The sequence below is a fragment of the Bartonella sp. AC535YNZD genome (assembly GCF_042196625.1).
Classification (GTDB): Bacteria; Pseudomonadota; Alphaproteobacteria; order Rhizobiales; family Rhizobiaceae; genus Bartonella.
The window spans coordinates 1-1,116 of the sequence record NZ_JBHIQP010000052.1; the positions used below are offsets into that span (position 1 = coordinate 1).

Genomic DNA, 1,116 nt, shown 5'->3' on the forward strand with positions numbered 1-1,116 from the left:
ACGGGTTTTGGTGTGGGATCAGGCAAGGGCTTTGTATCGATATACGGGAGTGAGGGAAAGACAGAAAATGAAGAGAGCTTTGAGCATCAAGGTTCTTCTCTCAATGCGGATGGTACGATCAACATCACTGCCAAGAAAAAAGATGTGACAATTGTTGGCTCTGACCTTGCAGGTGAGAATATTAACCTTTCGGCAGCGCGTGATGTCAATGTGCTTGTTGGTCATAATAGCCATTCCTCAAGCTCAAAGGAAGAACGCACAGGTTTTGGGTTTCAGTTTGAAAAGAGCAACAGCGGTGCTTCCTTGGGGGTTGGAATTGCAAGCGCCAAAGATACGGGCGATCAATGGGAAAATACTTCTACACAATCACACATCACGGCACGCCAAGATGTGCAGATTACTGCTGACAATGATGTGAATTTACAAGCAGCCATTGTTTCGGCGGATCGTGATGTCAACATTGATGCCGGCAATAATATCACCCTATCAGAAAGCTATGATACCTCTAACGCAAAAGAAAAGCATGAAAAGTCTTTTGCTGGTGTGACAACTTCCGTTGATATCGGTGTCCTTGGCACGGTACAAGGCTTAAAAGATGCCGCGGACCGTATGAATAATAAGGATGGCAATAACACCGTTCTTAATGGCATACTGACTGGCATGAAAATCAATCACCTCTTTAATAAAGGCAAGAATTTTGTTGATTGGCTGACTGGCAACACAGGGGAAAAGGGGAACACAACCAAAGGACTGAGTAGCTCATTAGGAGGGATGGGGGGCTCCACCAAGGATGCTCTTGCCAATATGGCTGGTGCATCTGGCAGTGTAACCGTGGGCTTTAAAACTGAGAAAACAGAAGCCTCTGTTCAGACCTCCACAGCGGTGACAGATAGCATAGAAGGCGGACGCGCTGTTAACATGCAAGCCCACAAAGGCAGCATTCATGGTGTTGGCGTTGATATTATCGCTGGTACCAATCCAATCTATGTGCTGGAAAATGATGCACAGAGCGGGAATATCACCATGGAAGCAGGTGAAGATATCACCTTTGAAAGTGCGCAAAACACGCAAAGCACACAAAACAGCAGTGAAAGTTCTTCAATGAGTGTTGGCACC

At 46.1% G+C, this 1,116-nt stretch carries 1 protein-coding gene; it reads left to right on the top strand.

The annotated features are described in order from the left end of the window. The coding region (locus ACFIM8_RS09095) for a hemagglutinin repeat-containing protein (protein WP_375614829.1) at positions 1 to 1,116 on the top strand (1,116 nt) is incomplete at both ends.